The sequence below is a fragment of the Streptomyces sp. DG2A-72 genome, assembly GCF_030499575.1.
Lineage (GTDB): Bacteria > Actinomycetota > Actinomycetes > Streptomycetales > Streptomycetaceae > Streptomyces.
In genome coordinates this window covers 4,395,950-4,415,901 of the sequence record NZ_JASTLC010000001.1, presented here as the reverse complement: position 1 = coordinate 4,415,901, position 19,952 = coordinate 4,395,950, and the positions used below count along the sequence as shown (strand labels likewise).

At 70.1% G+C, this 19,952-nt stretch carries 17 protein-coding genes; 8 read left to right on the top strand and 9 right to left on the bottom strand.

What is annotated here, in order from left to right:
• Positions 1 to 2: 2 nt before the first annotated feature.
• The 4 genes from QQY66_RS20780 to QQY66_RS20765 all read left to right on the top strand — a co-directional run bounded on the left by QQY66_RS20780 (position 3) and on the right by QQY66_RS20765 (position 4,568).
• Positions 3 to 911 (top strand): SDR family oxidoreductase, encoded by a 909-nt coding sequence (locus QQY66_RS20780; RefSeq protein WP_301981847.1) that lies wholly within the window; start codon positions 3 to 5, stop codon positions 909 to 911.
• Between the two features lie 109 nt (positions 912 to 1,020).
• The gene (locus QQY66_RS20775) at positions 1,021 to 2,172 is read left to right on the top strand and encodes an acyl-CoA dehydrogenase family protein (RefSeq protein ID WP_301981846.1); all 1,152 of its coding nucleotides are present in this window, start codon (positions 1,021 to 1,023) and stop codon (positions 2,170 to 2,172) included.
• A complete protein-coding gene (locus QQY66_RS20770) occupies positions 2,172 to 3,221 on the top strand; it encodes a Zn-dependent alcohol dehydrogenase (protein WP_301981845.1) in 1,050 nt (349 codons plus the stop codon). Before QQY66_RS20775 ends, QQY66_RS20770 begins: the two co-directional genes overlap by 1 nt.
• A 93-nt stretch (positions 3,222 to 3,314) precedes the next feature.
• Positions 3,315 to 4,568 carry an MFS transporter gene (locus QQY66_RS20765; protein WP_301981844.1) on the top strand — a complete coding sequence of 418 codons (1,254 nt, stop codon included), beginning with the start codon at positions 3,315 to 3,317 and terminating at the stop codon, positions 4,566 to 4,568.
• Here the strand turns inward: QQY66_RS20765 and QQY66_RS20760 are convergent.
• Complete coding sequence (locus QQY66_RS20760) at positions 4,476 to 5,534, bottom strand: GlxA family transcriptional regulator (protein ID WP_301987434.1); 1,059 nt, start codon at positions 5,532 to 5,534, stop codon at positions 4,476 to 4,478. The genes QQY66_RS20765 and QQY66_RS20760 overlap by 93 nt on opposite strands.
• 77 nt (positions 5,535 to 5,611) lie before the next feature.
• On the opposite strand from QQY66_RS20760, the gene QQY66_RS20755 reads away from it, so the two are divergent.
• A complete protein-coding gene (locus tag QQY66_RS20755) occupies positions 5,612 to 6,919 on the top strand; it encodes an MFS transporter (RefSeq protein ID WP_301981843.1) in 1,308 nt (435 codons plus the stop codon).
• On the opposite strand, the gene QQY66_RS20750 is transcribed toward QQY66_RS20755, so the two are convergent.
• Positions 6,916 to 7,509, bottom strand: a complete 594-nt coding sequence (locus tag QQY66_RS20750) for a flavin reductase family protein (protein ID WP_301981842.1) — start codon at positions 7,507 to 7,509, stop codon at positions 6,916 to 6,918. The two genes, QQY66_RS20755 and QQY66_RS20750, sit on opposite strands and share 4 nt — an antisense overlap.
• Before the next feature lie 83 nt (positions 7,510 to 7,592).
• On the opposite strand from QQY66_RS20750, the gene QQY66_RS20745 reads away from it, so the two are divergent.
• Positions 7,593 to 8,561, top strand: coding sequence for a hypothetical protein (locus QQY66_RS20745; protein WP_301981841.1), 969 nt, complete (start codon positions 7,593 to 7,595; stop codon positions 8,559 to 8,561).
• Between the two features lie 6 nt (positions 8,562 to 8,567).
• Here QQY66_RS20745 and QQY66_RS20740 read toward each other — a convergent pair whose 3' ends face one another.
• The 4 genes from QQY66_RS20740 to QQY66_RS20725 form a co-directional block, all read right to left on the bottom strand.
• Complete coding sequence (locus QQY66_RS20740) at positions 8,568 to 9,410, bottom strand: enoyl-CoA hydratase/isomerase family protein (protein WP_301981840.1); 843 nt, start codon at positions 9,408 to 9,410, stop codon at positions 8,568 to 8,570.
• Between the two features lie 61 nt (positions 9,411 to 9,471).
• Positions 9,472 to 11,697, bottom strand: a complete 2,226-nt coding sequence (locus tag QQY66_RS20735) for an acetate--CoA ligase family protein (RefSeq protein WP_301981839.1) — start codon at positions 11,695 to 11,697, stop codon at positions 9,472 to 9,474.
• Between the two features lie 197 nt (positions 11,698 to 11,894).
• Positions 11,895 to 13,967, bottom strand: coding sequence for a recombinase family protein (locus QQY66_RS20730; protein ID WP_301981838.1), 2,073 nt, complete (start codon positions 13,965 to 13,967; stop codon positions 11,895 to 11,897).
• A gap of 239 nt (positions 13,968 to 14,206) precedes the next feature.
• Positions 14,207 to 15,442 (bottom strand): NAD(P)/FAD-dependent oxidoreductase, encoded by a 1,236-nt coding sequence (locus QQY66_RS20725; protein WP_301981836.1) that lies wholly within the window; start codon positions 15,440 to 15,442, stop codon positions 14,207 to 14,209.
• 338 nt (positions 15,443 to 15,780) lie between these two features.
• Between QQY66_RS20725 and QQY66_RS20720 the strand changes: the two genes are divergently transcribed.
• Positions 15,781 to 16,176 (top strand): Zn-ribbon domain-containing OB-fold protein, encoded by a 396-nt coding sequence (locus tag QQY66_RS20720; protein ID WP_301981834.1) that lies wholly within the window; start codon positions 15,781 to 15,783, stop codon positions 16,174 to 16,176.
• Positions 16,177 to 16,188: 12 nt separating this feature from the next.
• Here the strand turns inward: QQY66_RS20720 and QQY66_RS20715 are convergent, their stop codons facing one another.
• Together QQY66_RS20715 and QQY66_RS20710 are read right to left on the bottom strand one after the other, a co-directional pair.
• The gene (locus QQY66_RS20715) at positions 16,189 to 16,854 is read right to left on the bottom strand and encodes a pyridoxal 5'-phosphate synthase (RefSeq protein WP_301981832.1); all 666 of its coding nucleotides are present in this window, start codon (positions 16,852 to 16,854) and stop codon (positions 16,189 to 16,191) included.
• A 99-nt stretch (positions 16,855 to 16,953) separates the two neighbouring features.
• Complete coding sequence (locus QQY66_RS20710) at positions 16,954 to 17,379, bottom strand: pyridoxamine 5'-phosphate oxidase family protein (protein ID WP_301987433.1); 426 nt, start codon at positions 17,377 to 17,379, stop codon at positions 16,954 to 16,956.
• A gap of 162 nt (positions 17,380 to 17,541) precedes the next feature.
• Here QQY66_RS20710 and QQY66_RS20705 point away from each other — a divergent pair, with 162 nt between their 5' ends.
• On the top strand, positions 17,542 to 18,750 hold the full coding sequence (locus QQY66_RS20705) for an esterase-like activity of phytase family protein (protein WP_301981831.1): 1,209 nt from the start codon (positions 17,542 to 17,544) through the stop codon (positions 18,748 to 18,750).
• On the opposite strand, the gene QQY66_RS20700 is transcribed toward QQY66_RS20705, so the two are convergent.
• Positions 18,747 to 19,919 (bottom strand): acetyl-CoA acetyltransferase, encoded by a 1,173-nt coding sequence (locus QQY66_RS20700; RefSeq protein WP_301981830.1) that lies wholly within the window; start codon positions 19,917 to 19,919, stop codon positions 18,747 to 18,749. The two genes, QQY66_RS20705 and QQY66_RS20700, sit on opposite strands and share 4 nt — an antisense overlap.
• Between the last annotated feature and the right edge of the window lie 33 nt (positions 19,920 to 19,952).

The window sequence follows — 19,952 nt, the reverse complement described above, 5'->3', positions numbered from 1 at the left end:
GCGTGGGGAACTTCTTGGCAGGCAAGGTCGTCGCCGTGACCGGCGCCGGACGGGGCATCGGCAGGGCGGTCGCGCTCGCGGCGGCTGCCGAGGGAGCGAAGGTCGTGGTCAACGACTACGGCGTGGCGATCGACGGCGCCTCCCCGACCAGCGAGGTCGCCGAAGCGGTCGTCAAGGAGATCGGGGCGGCGGGCGGCGACGCGGTCGCCGTGGCCGACGACGTCGCCACGATGGCGGGCGGGCAGCGCGTGGTCGACACGGCGCTGGAATCGTACGGCCGTCTCGACGGTGTGGTGTGCGTGGCCGGGATTCTGCGTGAGCGGATGCTGTTCAACATGACCGAGGAGGAGTGGGACCCGGTCGTGGCCACGCATCTCAAGGGCACGTTCACGGTGTTCCGGGCGGCGTCGGCGGTGATGCGGAAGCAGCGGGCCGGGACACTGATCGGCTTCACCAGCGGCAACCATCAGGGGTCCGTGTCGCAGGCCAACTACAGCGCCGCGAAGGGCGGGATCATCTCGCTGGTGCGGAGCGCCGCGTTGGGGTTGCACAAGTACGGGGTGAGCGCCAATGCGGTGGCGCCGGTCGCTCGTACGCGGATGTCGGCGAACGTGCCGATGGAGCTGGCGGAGATCGGGGAGCCGGAGGATGTGGCGGCGCTGGTGGTCTACCTGTTGTCGGATCGGGCTCAGGGGGTCACCGGGCAGGTGTACACGATTGCCGGGCCGAAGATCGCAGTGTGGGCGCAGCCGAGGGAACTGCGTTCGGCTTATGCGGAGGGTTCGTGGACGCCGGAGCGGATTGCGGAGTTCTTGCCGGGGGCGGTGGGGGTGGATCCGATGCCGATGTTGGAGCGGGTGGAGGCGATGGAGCGGGCCGCGCAGGATGGGGGGCGGCCTAACGCCCAGTAGCTCGGGGGGCTTTCTGGTCTGGCGGCTGCGGGTTGTCAGTGGCTGGTCGCGCAGTTCCCCGCGCCCCTGGAGGGGCGCTCTAGTTGCCGGCGATTTTGAGGAGGCCCCAATGGACTTCGGGTTCACGGCGGAGGATGAAGCGTTTCGTGTGGAGGCTCGGGCGTGGCTCGAAGGGCACGCCGGGGGTGCGCAGGACCGGCGTAGTTGGGAACGCATCCTCGGAGAGGCCGGGTGGATTGGGCTTTCCTGGGGTGAAACCGGGTACGGCAATCGGTCTGCCACGCTTACCCAACAGGTCGCCTGGGCCGAGGAATACGCGCGTTCGGGGGCGCCTCCGCGCTCTGGGCACATCGGTGAGAATCTGCTCGCCCCGACCCTGATTGCTCATGGCACCGCTGAGCAGAAGGGGCGCTTTCTGCCGGCGGTCGCCGCGGGTGAGGAACTGTGGTGTCAGGGGTACAGCGAACCTGGCGCGGGGTCGGATCTGGCCGGGATACGGACCGTGGCGACACGGGAGTCGCAGGGGACGTATCGCATCACTGGGCAGAAGATCTGGACGTCACTCGCGCATGAGGCGGACTGGTGCTTCGTGTTGGCGCGGACGGATGCGAACTCCCGTCGTCACCGGGGACTGAGCTTTCTGCTTGTTCCGATGGATCAGCCGGATCACATCGATGTGCGGCCGATACGGCAGATGACCGGCACCAGCGACTTCAATGAGGTCTTCTTCGACGGGGCGCACGCGCGCGTGGAGCACGTTGTCGGGGGTGAGGGCAATGGCTGGCGGGTGGCGATGAGTCTGCTCGGTTTCGAGCGCGGTGTTTCCACCCTGGCCCAGCAGATCGGCTTCGCGCGGGAGTTGGAGCGGATCGTGGGGACGGCCGTGGAGACGGGGGCGGTCGGTGATCCGGTCGTACGGGATCGGCTTGTGCGGCAGTGGGCGGAGCTGCGGGTGATGCGGTGGAACGCCCTGCGCACGCTGGGGAGTTCGGGTGATGCGGGCGCGCCCAGTGTGGCCAAGCTGCTGTGGGCCGGGTGGCATCAGCGGCTGGGGGAGCTGGAGATGCAGGTGCGGGGGGCGCGGGCGAGCGTGGGACCTGCGGATTGGTCGGCCTCGGCGCCGTACGAACTCGACGAGGCGCAGCATCTGTTCCTGTTCTCGCGGGCCGACACCATCTACGGCGGCTCGGACCAGGTTCAGCGCACGATCATCGCCGAGCGGGTGCTCGGGCTGCCGAGGGAACCCAAGGGGGTTGTGTGATGCGCGGCGTGGTGTTCGACGGGAAGCGGGTCGAGGTCGCGAACGACCTGGAGGTGCGGGATCCGGGGCCGGGTGAGGTGCTGGTGTCGATCTCGGCGGCGGGGTTGTGCCACAGCGATCTGTCCGTGGTGGACGGCACCATTCCGTTCCCCGTTCCCGTGGTGCTCGGGCATGAGGGGGCCGGGGTGGTGGAGGCCGTCGGCGCGGGGGTCACGCATGTGGCGGCCGGTGACCATGTCGCCCTGTCCACGCTGGCCAACTGCGGTACCTGCGCGGAGTGCGACCGGGGGCGGCCGACGATGTGCCGGCAGGCGATCGGGCGGCCCGGGCAGCCGTTCGTCCGCGGTGGGCGGCCCGTCTTCCAGTTCGCGTCCAACTCCGCGTTCGCCGAGCGGACCGTGGTGAAGGCCGTGCAGGTGGTGCGGATCCCGAAGGACATTCCCCTGCCCTCCGCAGCGCTCATCGGGTGCGGGGTGCTGACCGGGGTGGGCGCGGTGCTCAACCGGGCGAAGGTGGACCGTGGGGACAGCGTGCTCGTCATCGGTACGGGGGGCATCGGGCTCAATGTCCTTCAGGGGGCGCGGATCGCGGGTGCGCTGCGGATCGTCGCCGTCGATGCCAATCCGGCGAAGGAGGCGGTGGCGCGGCAGTTCGGGGCGACCGACTTCCTGACCTCGACGGAAGGCGTGCGGGAGCTGCTACCGACGGGGGCGGACCATGCCTTCGAGTGCGTGGGGCGCGTCGAGTTGATCCGTGCGGCCGTCGATCTGCTCGACCGGCGCGGGCAGGCGATTCTGCTGGGGGTGCCGCCGGCCGGCGCCGAGGCCTCCTTCGTCGTGTCCTCGATGTATCTGGACAAGTCGATCCTGGGGTGCCGGTACGGGTCGTCGCGCCCGCAGCGGGACATCGCGCTGTACGCCGAGCTGTACCGGAACGGGCGGCTGCTGCTGGACGAGTTGGTGACGCAGACGTATCCGGTCGAGGAGTTCGAGCGGGCGGCGGCGGATGCGGAGGCGGGAAAGGTGGCTCGCGGGGTCCTCACGTTCTGAATTACTCGGTGCTCGGCCGGTGTCCTGGCGGAGTTTTCCACAGGCCCGGAAATCGGCTGCCGCGTTGTCAGTGCCGCCGCCTACCTTCATCTCATGACCTACCGAGATGTCGCCTCCAAGCAGGTCCTGATCTGGGCCTGCACCGCCGTCGGCTCCCGCATGCCGGTCGCCATGGCGCCGTTGGCGCTGGTGTTCCTGGTGCGGGAGCGGCCCGGCGGCTACACGCTGGGTGCGGCGCTCGCGGCGGCGTATGTGATCGGCGAGATCATCGGGGCGCCGGTCCTCGGGATGCGGCTGGATCCGGCGCGCGGCCGGCGACATCTGGCCGTGGGGCTCGCGGGCGGGGCGGTGGGGTTCGCGGGGCTCGGGGTGCTGGCCGGTGCACATCCTGTCGTGCTGGGGGCGTTCGCGTTCCTGGCCGGTGCCGCTCCGGCGGCTGCCGCGGGCGGGCAGCGTGCGCTGCTGACCTCGCTGGTCCCGGAGCGCGCCGTGACGCAGGCGCTGTCGGCCGAGTCGATGCTGATGTCCGGTGTGTGGGCCGTCTCCCCGGTCGCGGTGGCCGGCCTCGCCTTAGGGGTGGCGCCTCGGGTGCCGCTGCTCCTCGGGGCCGCCCTGATGGCGTCGTCGATAGCGGGCCACTGGCTGCTGCCGGCGGGTTGGGACAAGGGGGATCAGGACGGGGAGGCAGGCCGGGGGATGCTCCGCGTGCTGATACGCGCCTGGCCGGTGTACGTCACGGGCGCGGCCAGTCTCACCCTGCTCGGCCTGGCCGAACTCACCCTGCCCGCCCTGCTGGAGCAGCGCGGCATCGGCGTGGGCTGGTCCGGCCCGATGCTGGCGGGACTCGCGGTGGGGGCGGGGGTCGGGGCGTTCCTGTACGGCCTGCGATCGTGGCCGGGGCGGCTTCGTACGCGGAGTGTGGTGCTGATGTGCGGCATGTCGGCCTTCGTGAGCCTCACCGCGCTGATACCGGGCGCGGCCGGCATCGCGATCGCCCTCACCCTGGCGGGCACGCTCCAGTCGGGCGCGCTCATCACCCGCAACCTGTCCCTGCGCGAGGCCATGCCGCCGGGCGCCCTGGCGGCCGGCTACTCCGTGATGTACGCCGCCGCGGGCGCGGGCTACGCGGCGACGGGTTCCCTCGCCGGCGGCCTGCTCCAGGTGGTGGCGCCGTCCACGGCCATGCTGGCCGGTGTGGTGCTGACCCTGCTGCTGACGGCGCTCGGCTGGTGGGGAGAGGCCCGTCGGGACGGCTCAAGTGCCGCTGGGGACCTGGACGTCGGCGTTGCTCCCGGCGCGGAAGGTGCGCCGATAGCTGGTGGGTGTGACGCCGAGCGCCGCCTGTAGGTGCTGCCGCATCGACTGGGCCGTGCCGAAGCCGGCGTCCCTGGCGACCTGGTCGACGGAGAGATCGGTGGACTCCAGGAGGTGGCGGGCGCGTTCCACTCGCTGCTGGGTGAGCCATTGGCCGGGGCTGACGCCGACCTCCTCGCGGAAGCGGCGCGTGAAGGTCCGTACGGACATGGCCTCCTGCTCCGCCATGTTGCGCAGCTGGATCGGCTCGTGGAGGCGGCCCAGGGCCCAGGCACGGGCGGTGGTCGTGGTCGCCTGCTGCGGGTCGGGGACCGGGCGGTGGATGTACTGCGCCTGGCCGCCGTCGCGGTGGGGCGGTACGACCGTGCGGCGGGCCACGTCGTTGGCGATCGCCGTGCCGTGGTCGCGGCGGACCATGTGCAGACACAGGTCGATCCCGGCGGCGACGCCCGCCGAGGTCAGCACATCGCCCTCGTCGATGAACAGCACGTCCGCGTCGACCTTGATCCTCGGGAACAGCCGCTGGAAGCGCTCGGCGTCGGACCAGTGCGTGGTGGCCGGGCGGCCGTCGAGCAGGCCCGCGGCGGCGAGGACGTAGACGCCGGTGCAGATGGAGGCCACCCGGGTGCCGGGGCGGATCCGGGCGAGCGCGGCGGCCAGCTCGTCGGTCAGCACGCCCTCTTCGAAGACCGGGCCGAGCTCGTACGACGCCGGGACGATCACGGTGTCGGCGGTGGCCAGCGCCTCCGGACCGTGTGCGACGCGGATGGAGAAGTCGGCGTCGGTCTGGACCGGGCCCGGCGGCCGGACCGAGCAGGTGACGACCTCGTACAGATGCCGCCCCTCGGCGTCCTTGGGGCGCCCGAAGATCCGGTGCGGGATGCCCAGCTCGAACGGGAGCAGCCCGTCGAGGGCGAGGACGACGACGCGGTGCGGGCGGAACTCCGACTCACGCTCATGGCGTTCCGGCTCACTCACGCTCACGGCACTCCGACTCATGCTCATGGCCCGATCCTAACGAATGCTGTCCTTCGGGCCAATGGATCTGTGGGCGCGCAGGCCCGAAGCTCGTTGTCGTGACGCAGACAACCGAAGCCACCGCCGTCGACCGGACCCCGCAGAAGCCACGCCGTACCCGCATCCATCGCGCCTGGTTCGTCGTTGCCGTCGCCTTCGTGACGATCCTCGGCGCCGCCGCCTTCCGCTCCCTGCCGGGGCTGCTCATCGACCCGCTGCACCAGGAGTTCGGCTGGTCACGCAGCACGATCGCCGCCGCCGTCTCCATCAACCTCGCCCTGTACGGACTGACCGCACCCTTCGCCGCCGCCCTGATGGACCGCTTCGGCATCCGGCGCGTGGTCGCGGCGGCGCTCACCGTGATCGCGATCGGCTCGGGTCTGACGGTGTGGATGACGGCCGCCTGGCAACTGCTGCTGTGCTGGGGCCTGTTGGTGGGCCTGGGCACCGGTTCGATGGCGCTGGCCTTCGCCGCAACGGTCACCAACCGCTGGTTCACCGAGCGGCGCGGCCTGGTCACCGGCATCCTCACCGCCGCCTCGGCCTCCGGCCAGCTGATCTTCCTGCCCGTGCTGTCCCTGATGGTCGAGGCGGGCCACTGGCGCCCGGCCGCCGTCACGGTCGCCCTCGCGGCCCTCGCGGTCGTCCCCTTCGTATGGCTGCTGCTGCGCGACCACCCGGCCGACGTGGGCCTGAATCCGTACGGCGCGAAGGAGTTCGTACCGAAGCCGGAGCCGGTGCCGGGCGCCGCGCGCCGTGCCGTGACCGTCCTCTTCAAAGCGGCCCGCACCGGCCCCTTCTGGCTGCTCGCCGGCACCTTCGCGATCTGCGGCGCCTCCACCAACGGCCTGATCCAGACCCACTTCGTGCCGGCCTCCCACGACCACGGCATGCCCATTACGGCGGCGGCCTCGTTGCTCGCGGTCATCGGCGTGTTCGACGTGGTCGGCACCATCGCCTCCGGCTGGTTCACCGACCGCTACGAACCACGCCGGCTGCTCGCCGTCTACTACGCGCTGCGCGGCATCTCGCTGCTGTTCCTGCCGATGCTGCTGGCGCCCAGCGTCCATCCGCCGATGATCTTCTTCATCGTCTTCTACGGCCTCGACTGGGTCGCCACCGTCCCGCCCACCGTGGCCCTGTGCCGCGAGCAGTACGGCGACGACAGCGCGATCGTCTTCGGCTGGGTCCTCGCCTCCCACCAGGTCGGCGCTGCCCTGGTGGCCTTCATCGGCGGCGTCGTACGCGATGTCTCCGGTTCGTACGACATGGTCTGGTACGCGTCGGGCGCGCTGTGCGCTGCGGCGGCGCTGATGGCGCTGGTGATCCGGCGGCAGCCGACCGCCGACGGGCCGGTGGCCGCTTAGAGGAACCGGCCCCGGTGGAACAGCAGGGGTGCCTCAGGGGTGTCGGCGGTGCCGAGGTCGTCCACCCGGCCCACCACAATGAGGTGGTCGCCGCCGGTGTGGACGGCATGGATGGTGCAGTCGATCCACGCGAGCGCGCCCGCGAGACGCGGCGACCCGGACACCGGAGCCGCGTCGTGGGCGACACCCGCGAACTTGTCGCCGCCGCTCACCGCGAAGCCGCGGCACAACGCGCCCTGGTCGGCGGCGAGCACGTTCACGCAGAAGGCGCCCGCGCGGGCGATGCAGGGCCAGGTCGTCGACGTACGGCCGACCATGAAGGCGACGAGGGGTGGGTCGAGGGAGAGGGACGAGAAGGACTGGCAGGCGAAGCCGGCGGGGCCGGATTCGCCATCGGTGGCTGGTGAGGTGACAACGGCCACGCCCGTCGCGAAGTTCCCGAGCACCCGCCGGAACTCGGCCTGGTCGACCGGCGCCCGCTCGTCCTCGCCCACACACCGCAACTCCGGGCGCGGCAGCGCCTCTACGGGGCGGGCGGGCCCGGACCTGAGATAACGGACGGCTGCTGCCGCCATTCCTGCGTGTCCCATCACGCCATCCATTGAAGCTGACGGGGTGTCAGATGGGAAGGGGTGCGGGGAACCGTCCGAGGCTGCGGCGTACGCTCCGGGCCATGGGGTGGGGAAAGATCCGGCGGGGCTTCCGCAGAGCCCGGCTGAGCTGGACGAACGACGACCGGACGGTTGCCGTCGGAGTGTGCGCGGCGCAGCTTCCGGCGGCCTGGCTGCTGTCGCTGTTCAGCGGCTCCGTGGAGGACGACTACGGCGTCGGTATCGGCGGCCCGGCCCTGGGCCTGGGCCTGGCGTGCGCGCTCCTCTTCGCACCGCTGGTGCTGCCGATTCTGGGCCTGGTCCAGACGGTTGCGCAGATCACCCCGGCTGCGCTGCTGGCTCATCTGTCGGTTCGCCGGCTCCGCGGGCCCGGGTGGGCCTGGCACCTCCTGTACGTCGTGCTGCTCGGTGCCTGTTGGGCGATGCTGCCGGCGGCCTGGTGGGGTCGGCCGTTCACGGCGACGGCCTTGGTGCTCGCGGCCCTCGGCACACTCCCTGTACTCGGTGTCGCGTACGCCCGCCGCCGCGCCCGGGCCACCGAGCGGAGGTGGGGAGCGCTGGGCGTCTGGTGGCGTGGCGGCCTCGGCTGCTTCGGGCTGTGCGGGCTGGCCCTCGTGGGCGGGCTGCTGGTCACGGCCACGGGACTGATCGAGGAGTACGAGCCCCCGAAGCTGTCCGCCGCGCAGCTCGCCGGACTCTGGCGCGGCGACGACGGCGCGGCGCTGAAACTGCTTCCGGGCGGCCGGGCCCAACTCACGGACCTGCCTGCCGAGCCCGAGTTCGGAGCGGATTCCGCCGAGGACTTCGAGGTGTGCGACGGCATGGGTACCTGGTGGCTCGACACGGAGGGCCGCGACGACCGATGGGGCGGTCAGGGTCCGCAGGAGCGCGACGGGGTCGTCGTACGACTCGATGACGACTGCGCGGAGCAGACGTACTGGACGATCGGCGGCACGGCACACGAGCCCGAACTGTTCGTCCTGTTCGGCGACCCGGACGCGGGTGACCTGCGGATCCTGAAGCGGGACTGACGGCACTCACCGCCCTCGGTATTCCGGACTCCTGCGCTCCACGAAGCTCGCCACACCCTCCCTCGCGTCCGCCGTCGTCATGTTGATCTCCTGCGCGGCCGCCTCCGCGGCGAACGCGGTGGCGCGGTCGGTGTCGAGCGAGGCGTTGACGAGCTGCTTGGTCAAGGCGATCGCCCGGGTCGGGCCGGTGGCGAGGCGGTCGGCCCACTCGCGGGCTGTTTTGTCCAGCTCGGCGTCCGGGACGACGCGGTTGACGAGGCCCAGGCGTTCGGCGTCCGCGGCGGTGAGGGCGTCGCCGAAGAACATCAGCTCTTTGGCGCGTTGGGGGCCGATGAGGCGGGGGAGGAGATAGGCGCCGCCGCCGTCCGGCACGAGTCCACGCCGTACGAACACCTCGATGAACTTGGCGGATTCGGCGGCCAGTACGAGGTCGCAGGCGAGGGCGAGATGCATACCGAGTCCGGCCGCCGTGCCGTTCACGGCGGCGATCACCGGCTTCTCGCAGTCGAGGACGGCGCTGATCAGCCGCTGAGCGCCGAGCCGGAGGGTGCGGGCGACGTCACCGGCGACCCGCTCCCGTGCGCCCGACGCTCCGCCCCGCAGGTCGGCCCCGGCGCAGAAGCCGCGACCGGTTCCGGTGAGGACGACGGCTCTCACGGCGGGGTCGGAGGAGGCGTCGGAGAGAATTTGGATCAGGTGTTCTCGCAGGTCAGGGGTGATGGCGTTGAGAGCTTCGGGGCGGTCGAGGGTGATACGGCGGACGTGATTGTCAGTGGTGTGCCGTATCAATGACTCAGCGGAATTTCCGGACTCACGGGGGGAATCGGGGATGTTCGGTTCATCAGGCATGTTCAGTTCATTCGGCGGGTTCAGTTCACTGGGCGGGTTCAGTTCCTTGGGTGGGTTCATGTCAGCGACACACCGCCAACGCGTCCAGTGCCACCGCGCCTTGTCCGCTGGGCAGCACCATCAGCGGATTGATGTCCAGTTCCGCGAGGTCGTCCCCGAGTTCCAGTGCCATGCGCTGCACTCGCAGGACGACTTCGACGAGCGCGTCGAGGTCGGACGGGGGGCGCCCCCTGACCCCGTCCAGCAGGGCCCGCCCGCGCAGTTCACCGAGCATGTCCCGCGCCTGCTCCTCACCGAAGGGCGGCACGCGTACGGCGGCGTCCCGCAGCACCTCGACGAGGACACCGCCGAGCCCGACGGTCACGGTCGGTCCGAAGAGTTCGTCGTGGGTGACGCCGACGACCATCTCGACGCCCCGCTCGACCATCTGGCACACGAGGACTCCGTCCAGCGAGACGTCCTCGTAGCGGGCGATGTCGGTCAGCTCCCGGTAGGCGTCCCGGACTTGGCTGGCCGAGGTCAGTCCGATCTTGACGAGACCCAGCTCGGACTTGTGGGCGATCTGGGCGCCGGACGCCTTCATCACGACCGGGTAGCCGACGAGGCCCGCCGCGCGCACGGCCGCCGCCGCGCTGGTCACCAACTGCTCGCGCGGCACCCGGATTCCGTAGGCGCGAAGCAGCTGTTTCGCCGCGTGTTCGCTCAGCTGCTGTCCTGGACGCATCAGTGCCTGCGCCTTGCGGAAGGAGGGCGAAGGCGTGCGCGGTGCCTCGTCGAAGGGGGAGCGGTAGCCGGTGACGAACCGGTGGTGGTCGAGGTGGGCGCGGACTGCGGTGAGACAGTTGGTGACCGTGCGGAAGGTGGCCACGCGCGAAGAGCCGAGCAGTACGTCGCGGTACGCCGGCTCGGTGCCGACCGGCGACCCCCACACCACGCACACCAGCTTGTCGGTCCGCTCGGCCGCGTCCACCAGATCCTGCACGAGCCGGTCGCTGAGCGGCGGGAAGGGTCCGGTGACCGGGCAGATCAGCACGCCGACCTCCGGGTCGTCCAGGATCGAGTCGATGATCTTCCGTCCGCGCCAGTCCCCGACCGGATGCCCGCCGTTGTCGACCGGGTTGGCCACGCTGAGGTACTCCGGTATCCACTGGTGCAGCTCGGCCTGCCGGGCCTCCGACAGCTCCGGCAGCCGCAGGCCCGCCTCGCTCGCCAGGTCGGCCACGTGCGCGCCCGTGCCGCCCGAGATCGAATAGACGACGACTCCATCGGCGCGGGGCGGACGGGCGCGGGCCAACAGGGCGGCGGTGTCCTGGAGTTCGTCGAGCCCGTCGACCCGGATCACCCCGAACTGCCGCATCGCGGCGTCCACCACCTCGTCCGCGCCGGTCAGCTTGCCGGTGTGTGAGGCGGCCGTGCGGGCGCCGGTCTCGGTGCGGCCCACCTTGACCGCGACGACCGGCACCCGGCGCCGTGCGGCCCGGTCGGCGGCGAGCAGAAAGGAGCGGCCGTCCTTCAGCCCCTCGATATAGCAGGCGATGGCACCGACGTCGGGCTGCTCGGCGAAGTAGGAGATGAAGTCGGCGGTCTCCAGATCGGCCTCGTTGCCGGTGGGCGCCCAGTGCGATAGCCGGATGCCGAGTTCCTGGAGGGCGAAGACGGGGCGGCCCTGATGCCCGGACTGGGTGATGAGGGCGATGGAGGGACCGTCCAGGTCGTCCCGGAACCGCTCGAAGGCGTTCAGGTTGGTGTTCGGCCCGAGCAGCCGCACACCGGCCCGCTCCACGGCAGCCGTCAGCTGCCCCTGCACGACGGCGCCCTCGTCCCCCGTCTCCGCGAACCCGGAGGCGAAGACGACGGCGAACTTCACCTTGGCCTCGCCCAGTTCCTCGATCACGGGAAGGGGGTCGGCGACCAGCAGTACGGCGAGATCGACCTGCTCGGGCAGGTCGCTGACGGAAGGAAAACAGGAGATGCCGAAGACGGAGTCCCGCGTGGGATGCACCGGATACAGCCGAGCGCCGACCCGCTCGGCCCAGGACAACAGCTGCCGGGTGACACCGGTGTTGGGCCGGCCCTCCCCGTCCGAGGCGCCGATCACGGCGACGGACTCGGGCCGGAAGAACCGGTCCAGATCGGGGACGCCCGCATACAGCGGACGCCCGCTGACGTCGTAGTCGTCCACGTCGGCCGGGCGGCCGTGGACGGCGGGGGCGGGCTGCTCGCCGCAGGCGACGACCCGGCCCCGGCGGGAGTCGGTGGTAAGGGTGCCGTGGGTTGATCCAAGCATCGGTCGCCCCGCTCCTGTGTGACAGCAACTAACTGACGCAGTGTCAGATTACTGAACTGACGCTGCGTCAGGAAGCCGTCGGACCGGGCGGTCCCGCGTCGGCACCCACTTCGCCACACCCTCCGGCACCCGAACCACCCGAACCACCCGAAGCACCCGAAGCACCCGAACCACCCGAACAGGAGGGTCCCTCGGCGTCAGACCGGCAGCCGTGACACCGAACCCGCCCCGTTCTTCGCGATGGCCTTTGCGATTTTCTCGGCGTCGATGGCCAGTTCGCGGAGCATGCCGCTGATGGGGTTGCCCGATTCACCCTCCGTGAGTTCCGTGAGGTCGTCCTCCGTGGCTCTCATCAGGGCCAGGACACCCGAACGGATCTCACCCACCACATGCAGGAGCGGAATCGTCGGGTGGCGGTACGCCACCGTCCCTCGTCCGTCGGTGGTCAGATGCTCCATGAGGGCCTGCCATGCACCACTGCGGAACCAGACTCCCTGCCGCTGGCGGATCGCCTCTGCGTGACCCCACGATTCGATCTCGGACCACTCCGCCCCATGGCGGAGGCGGTGTAGCATCCCGTTCAGGGCTTGCCGCAGGTCCAGGCTGGTCATGGAGAAGTGCCGGGGTCCGTGGTATTGGGCGATGACTTCCCGTGCTGCCTCCCACCGTGTCTCACTGACGTCCGGGGGCACGAGCGTGCCGGTTTCGTAGTGCCATGTAGTGACCTTGCAGGGGGCTCCGGACCGCTTGACGAAGCGGCCCTTCTGGGGGAGAACGACGATGCGGAACATGTCGAAGATCTCGGCCTTCTCGGCCGCATCCAGGCTCGCCAGCCGCTCCGGGGAGGAGCGGGCGAGCGAGACGATGGCGTCCGCCCTGGCTTGTGTCTGCTCATACTCGGACAGCCAGTACTGCACCTCTTCGAGCTGCTTTCGCAAGCCCTCGACTTCCTCCAGCAGCTTCTTGACTGCGGCCGCGGCCACGGCCGGCTCAAGACCCGCCTTGATGTACTCGGGCACGGCGTCCTCGATCAGCTTCTCGTGCTTCTCGATGCTCGTGGCCAGGCTCTCCTGGCGCTCCAGGTACTTGTCCCGGTCGCCCGGGAGGGAGACGACTCTGCGGTCTGCAAGAACCCTCAGGCGGGCCTCGTCCGCGAGAAGCCTGGTCACTTTGGACCAGACAGCGTTCTCGATCTCGGTCGCATCGAGGTTCGTGCAACCACAGGCCGACTTGTCGGAGCTGTTGCCCTGACAGCGGTAGGCACGCTGCCCCGTCCGCCCTCCTCCGACGTAGACCTGTCCGCAGTCGCTGGCGATGTGGCCGCTGAGGGAGTAGATCCGGGCGGGCTTCCGGGGCTTGTTGATGGATCGCTTCTTGAGTGCAGTCTTCAGCTCGTCGGTCCGGTCGGGGGTGAGGATCTGTGGTACGGCGATGCGTACGGGCTCGCCGTAGACCGGCGTGCCGTCCTCATTGAGCCTGGTGGCCCTCTTGCGGTCGCCGCGGTTGGCCTTGCGGTATGTGGTGTAGCCGTCGAAGGTCTCCGAGTGCATGCGCTGGTAGAGGTTGGTGGTCGTCCACGGCTTGCCGCTGCGGGTGTACAGCTCCAACCGGTTCAGCTCGTCTGCAGCCTCCTCGAAGCTCGCCTTGCCGTCGACCAGCAGGGCCACGGACTTGAGGATGACGCGGGCCTCGCCCTCGCAGACGACGAGGAAGGAACCCTTCTGACCCTTGCCTTCGATCCGGTAGCCGTACGGCGCCGGGCCAGCGGGCCATCCGCCGTACTCGATCTTCTTGTTCCGGCCGTCCCGCGTCCGCTGGCGGATGCTGTTCCATTCCATCTCGGAGAAGAACACGTACTGCTGGAACACAGTCCAGCCCAGCTCGGTGCTGGTGTCGATGCGCTCCTGAATGGAGATGAAGTGGACGCCGATGTCCTGCATGCGCCAGGCCCAGTTGAAGGCAGCGCGGGCCGTACGCCCTACGCGGTCCACCTTCGGGACCACGATGCGGTTCGCCTTGCCCTCCCGGGCCCGCTCCTCAAGGCGGAGCATGTCAGGGCGGCGGTCCTGAGCGCCGCTGACACCCTCGTCGGAGAAGGTCTCCAGGATGGTGCGCCTGGCATCTTCGGCCTCCCAGGCACGCAGTTCATCGTCCTGGACATCGAGCCCGTATCCCTTGAGCTGCTCCTCTGTTGAGGCCCGCTTGTAGGCCAGCGCGATGATCTCCGTCCCTGCCGTGGCGGGGTTGGGGCGGCGCATAAGGTTGGTCATGTCAGTCCCTCCGTGACTGGCCAGGCCCCGGGGTATGTGGCGTACCGCCGGGGTCACCCATGTGACGCAAATCTTATGGGTTGTCACTGTCAGTACGTGGGTCGAACAGGATCTTCAGCAGCCGCTGCCCCGCGCCATCGTCGGGTTCGTCCTCCCGTTCCAGGTCATCGGCCACACGGCGAGGTTTCCGTAACGGCCCAGTGAGGGCTCTAGGTCAGACGAGGGTCCGGAGACCGTTGTCAGGCAGGGAGTCGGGTGGCCTGTCGTCCGCCGTCCTTGGCGATGACTTTCGCGATCTTCTCCGCGTCGATGGCCAGTTCCCGGAGCATGCCGCTAATGGGGTTGACGTAGCCAGTGAAATAGAGGCCTGGGGCATTGTCCGGGGTGCGCGCGCCGTGCACGACCGGTCTGCCGCGCGTGTCCAGGACGTGGAGATGGCCGACCAGGCCCTCCAGGGCGCGGATGTAGCCGGTGGCGGCGATCACGACGTCCGGGCCCACAGGATCGCCATCGGCGAGGACGACCTTGCTGTCCTCGAAGGCGTCCACGGCGGCCACGACCTCGACCCGGCCCTTGCGTACGGCGTCGATGAGGCCGACGTCCTGCACCGGGATCGACCCCTCGTTGACCCGGCTGTAGAGGCCGGTGTCGGGGCGGGGCAGGCCGTGTTCGGAGAGGTCCGGCACGCTGACCTTGGCCAGCGGACGGGCGAGCCGGTCGACGAGGCCGACCGGGAGCCGTCGGCACAGTACGCCGGTGTACTGGGCGGCCCAGCCCGCGGTCGACCGGCGCACGATGTGCGGGGCGGTGCGGACGGACAGCCGTACGCGGGAGGCGCCGCCCTCCACGAGGTCGACGGCGATCTCGGCGCCGGTGTTGCCGACGCCGACGACGAGGACGTCACGGCCGGCGTAGGGCTCGGCACTGCGGTAGTCGGCGGCGTGGAGGAGGTCGCCGGTGTAGGAGTCGCGGCCGGGCCAGTCGGGGAGGTGGGGTGTGTGGTTGTAGCCGGTGGCGACGATGACCGCGGCGCCGGTCAGTTCGCGGCCGCCGGTGGCGTGCAGCAGCCAGCCGGAGCCGTCGGGAGCGCGGTCGACGCGGGAGACCTCGACGCCGGTGACGATCTCCAGCTCGTGGTGCTCGGCGTACTTCTCCAGGTAGCGGACCACGTTGTCGCGGGACACCCAGCGCCCGAAGCGGCGCGGCATGGGCAGACCGGGCAGGCCCGAGAGGCGGCGGGTGGTGTGCAGGTGCAGCCGGTCGTAGTGGCGCCGCCAGGACGCGCCCACCCGGTCGGACTTCTCCAGGACGACGGCGCGTATGCCACGGGCGCGCAGGGCGTACGCGGCGGCGAGTCCGCCGGGACCGCCGCCGATGATGTACACCGGGCGGTCTGCGGGGCTGTGCGTCGCGGGGGTCGCGGGGCTCTGCGCCGCTTGGTTCGCGGGAGATGCGGACGCTGTGGAGTCGGCCATGAGCGCGAGCGTAATCACGTGCCCGTTTGATGGGTCTCGGTCAAGACCGGAATTGGTTGCGGATTGATCACGCATGTAGGAGGAGTGAGTGGGACTGGTGGCGTAGGGCGACTGATTGTGGTGGCTTTCACGGGCCTGTAAATACGCCGCGACGTCGGCCCGGGGTGCGCGGAGGGGCTCGACGTCGCGACGCGCGGCGCGCGCTCTTGTGAAGGGAAACGACGCCGCGTGGTTGGCGCCGTGTCCCTCGTCCCAGTTGTACAGATGGTTGACCTGACTGCGCCGACGCTGCTGAACTGACGTACCGTCAGATCCTGTACCCATCACGGGGAGTGTGCATGGACGTCCCGGAGATCGACGCGTTCACGAGGACGTACTGGGACGCAGCCGCGGAGGGCCGTCTGCTGATCCGACGCTGCGGGGAGTGCGGCCGGGCGCATCACTACCCCCGCGAGTTCTGCCCGCACTGCTGGAGCGAGGACGTCACCTGGGAGCCCGCGACCGGCCGCGCCACCCTCTACACCTGGTCCGTCGTCCACCGCAACGACCTGCCGCCCTTCGGCGAGCGCACGCCGTACGTCGCCGCGGTCGTCGACCTGGCTGAGGGGCCCCGGATGATGACGGAGGTCGTGGGGGGCGGGGAACTGCGGGTGGGGATGGAACTGGAAGTGGGGTTTCGGGAGGGGGTGCCGGTGTTCCGTGCCGCGGCGGACGAGTTCACGTGGTCGCACTGACCGTTTGTCCGTTCAAGGCCACAGCAACTCCTTGTCCCAACCCCCCTCCGCCCGCCGATAGTTCAGCCGCACATGCCGTCGCTCCGCGTCCCCCTGGAAGAACTCCACCGTCTCCGGCTGGAGGTGGTACAGCGACCAGGACGGGACCGGTGTGTCCGGCTCGCGCTGGGCGCGTTCCCAGGCCGCCGCCGATTCCGTCGCCAACTCCTCCAAGGAGCCCAGGACTTCGCTCTGGTGGCCGGTGAGGGCGGCGGCGAGGGCGCCGGTGGAGCGGGCGTGGAGGTCTGACCGGGCTTCCTGGGAGGGGGCGGTGGTGACGGGGCCGCGGATGCGGATCTGGCGGCCGAGGGTCTGCCAGTAGAAGCCGAGGGCCGCGTACGGGCGGGCCGCGAGGTGGCGGCCCTTTCTGCTGTGGTCGTGCGTGGCGAAGGACCAGCCGTCCTCGTCGGCGCCGTGCAGCATGACCGTCCGTACGTCCGGCAGGCCCTCCTCGTCCGATGTCGCCAGCGACATGGTGTGCGGCTCCGGCTGGCCTGCTGTCACCGCCTCAGCGAACCAGGTGGTGAAGAGGGGGAGAGGGGAGGAGGGTGCGGTGGCCGGGTCGAAGGGGCGGAGTTCGGTGACTCCCGCCTCCCAGACGCGGGACGACCGCAGCAGACGTACAAACTCGGAGTCCATGCTCCGATTGTCCCGCCCGATGGCCTTGTCATGCCTGGTGGCCGCACCCCCGTGGCCGCCGTCCCGATGGCCGCCCCGTCCCCGCTCCCCCGGTGGTCGCTAGACCGTGCCGAGGTCCGACGACACCCAGCGTTCCGGGCGCATCCGGATGATCACCATCTCGCCGTGGTTGTTCCAGGAGAAGTCGACATAGCCGTCGACCTTCTCGGCCGGGAGGTAGCGGGCCGAGAGCTCGCGCAGTTTCTCGATGGTGGCGGGTGTGGTGTCGAGGACCGGGCCCTCCACCGACACATAGCGGATCGTGGGTTCCAGCCGGTCCACCATCAGGGAGAACCTGCCGGCCTTGCTGATCAGCTGGTGTTTGCGGGAGTCCTGCGTGGTCAGGATCCAGACCGTGCCGTCGGGCTCGACCTGGTACCAGATCGGGACGCTGAGCGGTGCGCGCCCCTCCTCGGCGTCCACCGCCAGCGCGGCGATGTGCGGCTCGGCCAGGAACTGCTCGCGCTCCTCGCGGGTCAGGGCCATGTCGGGATCCTCCAGCGACTCGAGTCGTACGGCGGTCTTCCTGTGGTCCTTCTGCGACGCTCCTTTGTTCACAACGTCCGCCGACGGGTACCTGTTCCCCCACCGGCCGGCCGTCGCCTGCCGTTGGGCCGTTCGTCACCACGTGTCCCTACTGTGCCCGCCATGAGAAGAATCTCGATCATGCTCAGCGCCGTCGCGCTGACCGTCGGCCTCACGGCGCCCGCCGCCCTGGCCGGTGAGAAGACCGGTGCGAAGACCGACGACTTCGGCCAGGCCACGCTCACCGGATGGGCGTCGCTGCCCGCGGAGACGTTCGTGCCGGGCAGCGAGCCGTCCGGGGCCGCGATAGGGGCGGGCCCGTTCAACGGGATCGCGGCGCCGTTCGCGGGGCAGCCGGTGCAGGGCTTCAGCGGCATCGTGAACCGGCACGACGGCACCTACGACGTGCTGTCGGACAACGGCTACGGCACCAAGGCCAACAGCGCCGACTTCCTGCTCCGCGTCCACCGCGTCAAGCCGGACACACGCACCGGGAAGGTCAAGGTGCTCGGCGGGTTCAACCTGACCGACCCGTACCACAAGGTGCCGTTCGCGCTCACCCGCGCCGACCGCACCCTCACCGGCGCCGACTTCGACGTCGAGTCGATCGTGCGGGCGTACGACGGGACGTACTGGATGGGCGACGAGTTCGGCCCCTTCCTGCTGCACTTCTCGCGCACCGGCAAGCTGCTGGAGGCGCCGATCTCCCTCGATGGCGTGAAGGCGCCGGAGAACCCGTACCTGAACGGCGGCACGCCCAACCTCGGCAGCAGCAAGGGCTTCGAGGGCATGGCCCGTTCCGTCGACGGACGGCACCTCTACCCGCTGCTCGAAGGCACGGTGACCGGTGACACCCCCGGCGACCTGCGCTTCAACGACTTCGACCTGAAGGCGGGCAAGTACACCGGCAAGCACTTCACCTACCGCCTGGAGTCCGCTTCCAACGCCATCGGCGACGCCATCGCCGTCGACAAGCACCGCTTCCTGGTCATCGAGCGGGACGGCGGACAGGGCGACACCGCCAAGTTCAAGCGGATCTACCTCGCCGACACGCGGGACCGCAACGGCGACGGCGTGATGGACAAGACCCTCGTCGCCGACCTGATGAACATCGCCAACCCGAAGAAGCTCGGCGGCTTCGGCGAGACGTTCACCTTCCCGTTCCAGACGATCGAGGACGTCGTCCTGCTCGACGACCGCACCCTCGCCGTCCTGAACGACAACAACTTCCCCTTCTCCACCGGCCGCACGGCGGGCAAGGCGGACAACAACGAGTACATCACCATCCGGCTCGGCGACCGGCTGCACGCCGACTGGCGCGCGTTCCTCTAACGCCCTAGTACGACCGTCCCCGACGAGCAGAACCACCCGCCCGTCCCGGACGCCACCGCGAGGCGCGGCAACTGCCCATCGGGCTTACGCACTTGCCGCGCCCCGCCCACCTCCCCCCGCAACTGCCGCGCCGCCTCCACCAGCAGGAACAGCCCCCGCATGCCCGGATGCTGAGCCGACAGCCCACCCCCGTCCGTGTTCACGGGCAATTCCCCGCCTACGACTTTCAGCCGGCCCTTCTCGACGAACGCCCCGCCCTCGCCCTTCCCGCAGAACCCCAGATCCTCCAGCGTCACCAACGTCATGTACGTGAACGCGTCGTAGATCTCCGCGAAGTCGATCTCCTCCGGCCGTACGCCCGCCCGCTCGAAGGCGAGCCGTCCGCTCACCGCCGCCGGGGAGACGGTGAAGTCCGGCCACTCGGACATCGTCGTGTGCGAGACATGCTCCCCGGTGCCGAGCACCCACACCGGCGCCGTACGGCAGTCCCGTACGTACTCCTCCGCCACCAGCAGCACCGCCGCCCCGCCGTCGGACCGTATGCAGCAGTGCAGCTTGGTGAAGGGGTCCGCGATCATCGGGCCGTCGAGAACGTCGTCGACGGTGATCGGCTCCCGGAACATCGCCTCCGGGTTCAGGGCGGCGTTCGCCCGTGCCTGCACCGCCACCTCGGCCAACTGCTCGATGGTCGTGCCGTGTTCGTGCATATGGCGGCGGGCGGCCATGGCGTATTTGGCGATGAGGGTATGGCCGTACGGGACCTCGAACTGGAGCGGGCCGCGCGCGCCGAAGGACAGGTTGCCGGTCCGGCGGCCCGCCTTGATGTCGGCGCGGGCGGTGGAGCCGTAGACGAGCAGGACGGCGTTCGCGTGCCCGGCCGCTATCGCGTCGGTCGCGTGGGCGGCCATCACCTCCCAGGTGGAGCCGCCCACCGAGGTCGAGTCGACCCAGGTGGGACGCAGGCCCAGGTATTCGGCCACCTCCGCCGGGGCCAGGGTGCCGAGGCCCGCCGACGCGAAGCCGTCGATCACGGATCTGTCGAGGCCCGCGTCGGCCAGGGCGCGGCGCGCGGCCTGGGCGTGCAGGGCGTACGGGGTCGTGTCGTCCACGCGGCCGCAGTCGGAGAGGGCGACGCCGACCACGGCGACTTTCCGGCTCCCGGGAATCATGAGAGGCCTCCTGCCCCTGTGCATATCGTTCGT

What these genes read in the sequence shown, in the direction of transcription:
- QQY66_RS20775 (WP_301981846.1), top strand. Translation starts at nt 1,021, where the DNA reads ATGGACTTCGGGTTCACGGCGGAGGATGAAGCGTTTCGTGTGGAGGCT.
- QQY66_RS20770 (WP_301981845.1), top strand. Translation starts at nt 2,172, where the DNA reads ATGCGCGGCGTGGTGTTCGACGGGAAGCGGGTCGAGGTCGCGAACGAC.
- QQY66_RS20765 (WP_301981844.1), top strand. Translation starts at nt 3,315, where the DNA reads ATGACCTACCGAGATGTCGCCTCCAAGCAGGTCCTGATCTGGGCCTGC.
- QQY66_RS20760 (WP_301987434.1), bottom strand. Translation starts at nt 5,534, where the DNA reads ATGAGTCGGAGTGCCGTGAGCGTGAGTGAGCCGGAACGCCATGAGCGT.
- QQY66_RS20750 (WP_301981842.1), bottom strand. Translation starts at nt 7,509, where the DNA reads ATGGGACACGCAGGAATGGCGGCAGCAGCCGTCCGTTATCTCAGGTCC.
- QQY66_RS20745 (WP_301981841.1), top strand. Translation starts at nt 7,593, where the DNA reads ATGGGGTGGGGAAAGATCCGGCGGGGCTTCCGCAGAGCCCGGCTGAGC.
- QQY66_RS20740 (WP_301981840.1), bottom strand. Translation starts at nt 9,410, where the DNA reads ATGCCTGATGAACCGAACATCCCCGATTCCCCCCGTGAGTCCGGAAAT.
- QQY66_RS20735 (WP_301981839.1), bottom strand. Translation starts at nt 11,697, where the DNA reads ATGCTTGGATCAACCCACGGCACCCTTACCACCGACTCCCGCCGGGGC.
- QQY66_RS20730 (WP_301981838.1), bottom strand. Translation starts at nt 13,967, where the DNA reads ATGACCAACCTTATGCGCCGCCCCAACCCCGCCACGGCAGGGACGGAG.
- QQY66_RS20725 (WP_301981836.1), bottom strand. Translation starts at nt 15,442, where the DNA reads ATGGCCGACTCCACAGCGTCCGCATCTCCCGCGAACCAAGCGGCGCAG.
- QQY66_RS20720 (WP_301981834.1), top strand. Translation starts at nt 15,781, where the DNA reads ATGGACGTCCCGGAGATCGACGCGTTCACGAGGACGTACTGGGACGCA.
- QQY66_RS20715 (WP_301981832.1), bottom strand. Translation starts at nt 16,854, where the DNA reads ATGGACTCCGAGTTTGTACGTCTGCTGCGGTCGTCCCGCGTCTGGGAG.
- QQY66_RS20710 (WP_301987433.1), bottom strand. Translation starts at nt 17,379, where the DNA reads ATGGCCCTGACCCGCGAGGAGCGCGAGCAGTTCCTGGCCGAGCCGCAC.
- QQY66_RS20705 (WP_301981831.1), top strand. Translation starts at nt 17,542, where the DNA reads ATGAGAAGAATCTCGATCATGCTCAGCGCCGTCGCGCTGACCGTCGGC.
- QQY66_RS20700 (WP_301981830.1), bottom strand. Translation starts at nt 19,919, where the DNA reads ATGATTCCCGGGAGCCGGAAAGTCGCCGTGGTCGGCGTCGCCCTCTCC.